7 protein-coding genes and 1 pseudogene are annotated in these 4,252 nt (G+C 70.4%); 2 read left to right on the top strand and 6 right to left on the bottom strand.

Annotated features, from left to right (window positions below; genetic code table 11):
* From C1I93_RS28985 to C1I93_RS28975, 3 genes are all read right to left on the bottom strand, one after another.
* Positions 1-747: lytic polysaccharide monooxygenase auxiliary activity family 9 protein (locus C1I93_RS28985; protein WP_111246439.1), on the bottom strand; the 747-nt coding region annotated here is incomplete at its 3' end.
* A 198-nt stretch (positions 748-945) separates the two neighbouring features.
* Positions 946-1,386: a GNAT family N-acetyltransferase gene (locus tag C1I93_RS28980; protein WP_111246438.1), complete on the bottom strand. Its 441-nt coding sequence runs from the start codon at positions 1,384-1,386 to the stop codon at positions 946-948.
* An 81-nt stretch (positions 1,387-1,467) separates the two neighbouring features.
* On the bottom strand, positions 1,468-1,728 hold the full coding sequence (locus C1I93_RS28975; protein WP_111246437.1) for a metallothionein: 261 nt from the start codon (positions 1,726-1,728) through the stop codon (positions 1,468-1,470).
* A 193-nt stretch (positions 1,729-1,921) separates the two neighbouring features.
* Here C1I93_RS28975 and C1I93_RS28970 point away from each other — a divergent pair, with 193 nt between their 5' ends.
* Positions 1,922-2,197 (top strand): isoamylase early set domain-containing protein, encoded by a 276-nt coding sequence (locus C1I93_RS28970; protein ID WP_111246436.1) that lies wholly within the window; start codon positions 1,922-1,924, stop codon positions 2,195-2,197.
* 34 nt (positions 2,198-2,231) lie between these two features.
* Here the strand turns inward: C1I93_RS28970 and msrB are convergent, their stop codons facing one another.
* Complete coding sequence (gene msrB / locus C1I93_RS28965) at positions 2,232-2,642, bottom strand: peptide-methionine (R)-S-oxide reductase MsrB (protein ID WP_111246435.1); 411 nt, start codon at positions 2,640-2,642, stop codon at positions 2,232-2,234.
* Positions 2,643-2,689: 47 nt separating this feature from the next.
* Here msrB and ligD point away from each other — a divergent pair, with 47 nt between their 5' ends.
* Positions 2,690-3,715 carry a non-homologous end-joining DNA ligase gene (gene ligD / locus C1I93_RS28960; RefSeq protein WP_111246434.1) on the top strand — a complete coding sequence of 342 codons (1,026 nt, stop codon included), beginning with the start codon at positions 2,690-2,692 and terminating at the stop codon, positions 3,713-3,715.
* 115 nt (positions 3,716-3,830) lie between these two features.
* Here ligD and C1I93_RS28955 read toward each other — a convergent pair whose 3' ends face one another.
* Together C1I93_RS28955 and C1I93_RS32120 are read right to left on the bottom strand one after the other, a co-directional pair.
* Positions 3,831-4,025 (bottom strand): DUF397 domain-containing protein, encoded by a 195-nt coding sequence (locus C1I93_RS28955; RefSeq protein WP_111246433.1) that lies wholly within the window; start codon positions 4,023-4,025, stop codon positions 3,831-3,833.
* Positions 4,018-4,252: pseudogene (locus C1I93_RS32120) on the bottom strand (hypothetical protein); the annotation flags it as partial. The gene C1I93_RS28955 and the pseudogene C1I93_RS32120, both read right to left, overlap by 8 nt.

The following is a 4,252-nucleotide window of genomic DNA, read 5'->3' as shown; positions in this document are numbered from 1 at the left end:
GGGGGTCGGCGGGTTGGACGGCGGCGGGTTGCTCGGCGGCGGGTTGGCGCCGCCGCCGAACTGCACGTCGCTGCAGATGTAGTACGCCTGGTCGGAATGGCTGGCCTGCCAGATGGTGAAGATGACGTGCCGGCCGGTGCGTCCCGGTGCGTTCACCGGAACCTCGATGGACACCCCGCCGGTCTCGGGCTGCCACTGGGAGGCCGGCGTGTTGCCGATCTGGCCGACAAGTTCCAGGTGTGACCAGGCCAGCGGCGTGGTCAGCGGGTCGTAGCCCTGGCGGCTGGCGTACACCCGGATGTAGTCGGCACCGTGACTGGCCTGGTCGTAGAACTTGAGCCGGAAGTTGTTGGCGACCGAGGTGGCCCGCCAGGCGCCGGGCGTCTCCATCGCCCGGTAGCGACCGTTCTCGGTGCGCCCGCCGGAGCAGAGCTGGCCGTTCGGGACGGCGGCCTGGTGGTTGCCGCCCACGCCGTCGCGGTACAGGCCGTTCCAGTTCCACATGGCGTTCGGATCGGCCTGCCACGCCTGCCAGCACATCGGGTCCTCGGTGGCCATCCGTGGGTTCTGGAAGTCACCGCCCCAGCGCTGCCAGCAGCCGTAGTTGCGGGACACCGGGTTGGCCACCGATCCGTGCGCGGAGACCGGGTTGGCCAGCGCCGTGCTGAGCAGCAGCGTGGCGACGGCCGCGACGGCCGCGGCGGCCAGCAGCCAGGTGGCGCGCGATGATCTGAGTACGTTGGACATGGAGCCCCCAGGGGGAGTCGTCGGATCGCGTTGTCGCCCAGACGACCCGGGAGTTGCCCCTCCCGCGCCGGTTCGTGTGGCCCCTGCTGTGCCGGCTCCGACCGGAAGAATGGCACAATCCATCGCCATCCGTCAATTTGGAAACCGTTTTCCGGCAGGTGGTGCCGATCCCGCCCGAGGTGACTGCTGACCGTCCGGTCAGCGGTGGCGGCGCATCGGGATATGCGGGATGCCGTCCTCGACGTACTCCGGTCCACTTGCCGCGAAGCCGTACCGCGCGTAGAAGCCGACCAGGTGCGACTGGGCGTCCAGTACGCACGGCCGATCGCCGACCTCGGCCAGCGCCAGGTCCATCAGCCGTCCGGCGTGCCCACCGCCGCGCACCGCCGGGGCCACCACCACCCGCCCGATCCTGGCGACTCCGCCGGGGTCGGCCAGGATCCGCAGGTACGCCACGGGCACGCCGTCGTGCGCCAGCCAGACGTGCCGGGTGCCGGGCTCGACGTCCCGCCCGTCGATCTCCGGGTACGCGCACTCCTGCTCCACCACGAACACGTCCACGCGCAGTCTCAGCAGGTCGTGCAGGGTGCGGGCGTCCAGGTCGGCGAAGGCGGCGACCTGTGGTTCCGGGCTCGGCATCCTGCCAGGTTAGGCCGTCGCAGCCCCGGCGACCGCTCGCGGATGGCCGGGCTAGGCCGGGCTAGGCCGGGCTACGTCGGGCTAGGCCGGGCGGGCACCGACGGCGTCGCGGATCTCGGCACCCTGCTCGGACTCCACCGCTCGAGCGCAGTGCCCGCAGCAGAAGAAGCGGCCGGACACCTCCACGCCGTGTCCGACGATCCTGATCTGGCAGTGCTCGCAGATCGGCGCCAACTTGTGCACCGCACACTCGAAGCAGTCGAAGGTGTGCACGTCGCCGCTGACCGTGCGTACCTCGAACGCCATCCAGTAGTCGTTTCCGCAGACCTCGCACGTCGCCACGACGTCATCCCTTCGCCAAGTCGGTGTTCCGCCCAGCGTGCGACCCGCCGGCACCGGGGCCGGGCGAAAACCGCCCGGGTCACCCGGCGGGGCGGCGTGTCGCGCCTGCGTGTCGGGCGTTGTACCGGATGACCTGGCCGATGGCGGCGGCCCGGCCGCCGGTCCGTCGAGATCGCGAACCGGGAGGACGACAATGATCAAGCGAAACCGGCTCTTCGGCAGCCAGACCCGGGTCACCTTCTCGCTGCCCCGGGACACCCCACCCGGCACGGTGAGCGTGGTCGGCTCCTTCAACGATTGGCAACCCGGCGAGCACGTGCTGGTGGCCCGCCGCGACGGCACCCGAACGGTGACCGTACGCCTCGGGCCCGGACAGCACCGCTTCCGCTACCTGGCCACCGGCGGGCTGTGGTTCGACGACGAAGCCGCCGACCAGGTGGACGACCAGGGCGGCCTGCTGGTGCTGTGAAGGTCGCCGCCCCGGCCCGCCGGCGGCCCGCGGGTCAGGTGTTGCTGGGATCCAGCCGGATCGAGAGCGAGTTCACGCAGTGCCTGGTGTTCTTCGGGGTGAAACCCTCACCCCGGAAGACGTGGCCCAGGTGGCTGTCGCAGCGGGCACAGCGGATCTCGACCCGCCGCATGCCGAGCGAGTTGTCCTCGATCTCCTTGATCGCACCCGGGATGGCGTCGTCAAAGCTCGGCCAGCCGCAGTGCGAGTCGAACTTGGTGTCGCTCGGGTAGAGCTGGGCACCGCAGGCCCGGCAGCGGTACATGCCGGGGGTCTTGGTGTCGACGTACTCGCCGGTCCAGGCCGGCTCGGTGCCGTGCTCGCGCAGCACCCGGAACTCGTCGGGGCTGAGCCGGACCCGCCACTCGTCCTCGGTGCGGGGCAGTTCACTGTCGGGAAGACTCACGCGCCAACGGTACGTCGAACGTCGGACCCATCGCATATGGTCGCGAAATGGCAGGCACGAAGGCTCCGGCCGAGGAGATCGAGGTCGCCGGGCAGACCGTACGATTGTCCAGCCCGGATCGGGTCATCTTCCCCGAGCGCGGCTTCACCAAGGCCGACGTCTTCCGTTACTACCTCAGCGTCGGCGACGGCATCATGCGAGCCCTGCGCCACCGGCCGACGACTCTGCAACGCTTCCCCGACGGCATCGATGGGGAGATGTTCTTCCAGAAGCGGGTGCCGAGCCGCGGCGTGCCGCCCTGGGTGCAGACCACGGAGATCAGCTTCCCCAGCGGGCGCAAGGCCGCCGAGCTCTGCCCGGCGGACCTGGCCCACGTGGCCTGGGCGGCGCAGATGGGCACCGTCGTGTTCCACCCCTGGCCGGTGCGCGCCGACCACGTCGACCAGCCGGACGAGCTGCGGGTCGACCTCGACCCGCAGCCCGGCACCGACTTCGCCCACGCGGCCTCCGCCGCCGCCGAGCTGCGCGCGATCCTCGACGAGCTGGGGGTGACCGGCTGGCCGAAGACCTCCGGCGGTCGGGGCGTGCACGTCTACCTGCGCATCCAGCCCCGCTGGAGCTTCGTCGAGGTGCGCCGGGCCACCATCGCGCTGGCCCGGGAGCTGGGCCGCCGCCGCCCCGACCTGGTCACCACCGCCTGGTGGAAGGAGGAGCGCGGCGAGCGGGTCTTCGTGGACTTCAACCAGATGGCCCGGGACCGCACCATCGCCTGCGCGTACTCGCTGCGGGCCAACGCGCGGGCCACCGTCTCCACCCCGGTCGACTGGGACGAGTTGGCCGCCGTCGACCCGGACGACTTCGACCTGCGTACGGTGCCGCAGCGGCTGGCGCAGCACGGCGACCCGCACGCCGGCATCGACGACGCCGGGTGGGACATCACCCCGCTGCTGGAGTGGGCCGAGCGGGACGCCGCTGCCGGCGAGGGCGACCTGCCCTACCCGCCGGACCACCCGAAAATGCCAGGCGAGCCCAAGCGGGTCCAGCCCTCCAAGGACCGCGACCGCCCGCGCTGAACGGGTTTGTGCCGCACAGCCTCGTCGTCGACTGCGAGGTCCGCGTTCCATGGCGCTGAGTGACGTCTTGTGGAGGCGGTGAACGGACTGGAACGGGCGGATGGGTTGGCCAGCCTCAGGGCAGTTGGCCGGTTTTGACGGTCTCGATGAAGCAGCGCCACTGCGCGGCACCGAACAGCAACGCCGGTCCGGCGCTGTCCTTGCTGTCCCGAACCCCCACGACCGCCCCGAGCCTGTCCGCTACCTCGACACACTCGCCCTCCGCGCTGCGGCTGCTCTTGCGCCACCGGGCGATGGTCAGGTCATTCATCGAAGCTCTCCTTGATAACCGTCCCAATGAGGTCTTCAGACTCGCGTACGCCGAGCGAAAGGTCCAGAAGCGAGGACCAGGCGTCGACATAGGCCTGCACTGGCCTTCCCCCTGAGATGTGGACACCCTGAGACTGGATGTTGGTCCAGAGGAAGGGGTGTCCCCGTTGGGGCGTCCATCGAAGTACACGGAAGAGTTTCAGCGTGACGCGGTTGACCTGGTTCACT

It is taken from the genome of Micromonospora endophytica, assembly GCF_003236305.1.
GTDB classification, from domain to species: domain Bacteria; phylum Actinomycetota; class Actinomycetes; order Mycobacteriales; family Micromonosporaceae; genus Micromonospora; species Micromonospora endophytica.
The sequence above is the reverse complement of the archived record's forward strand: the minus strand, read 5'-3'. Positions and strand labels throughout refer to the sequence as shown.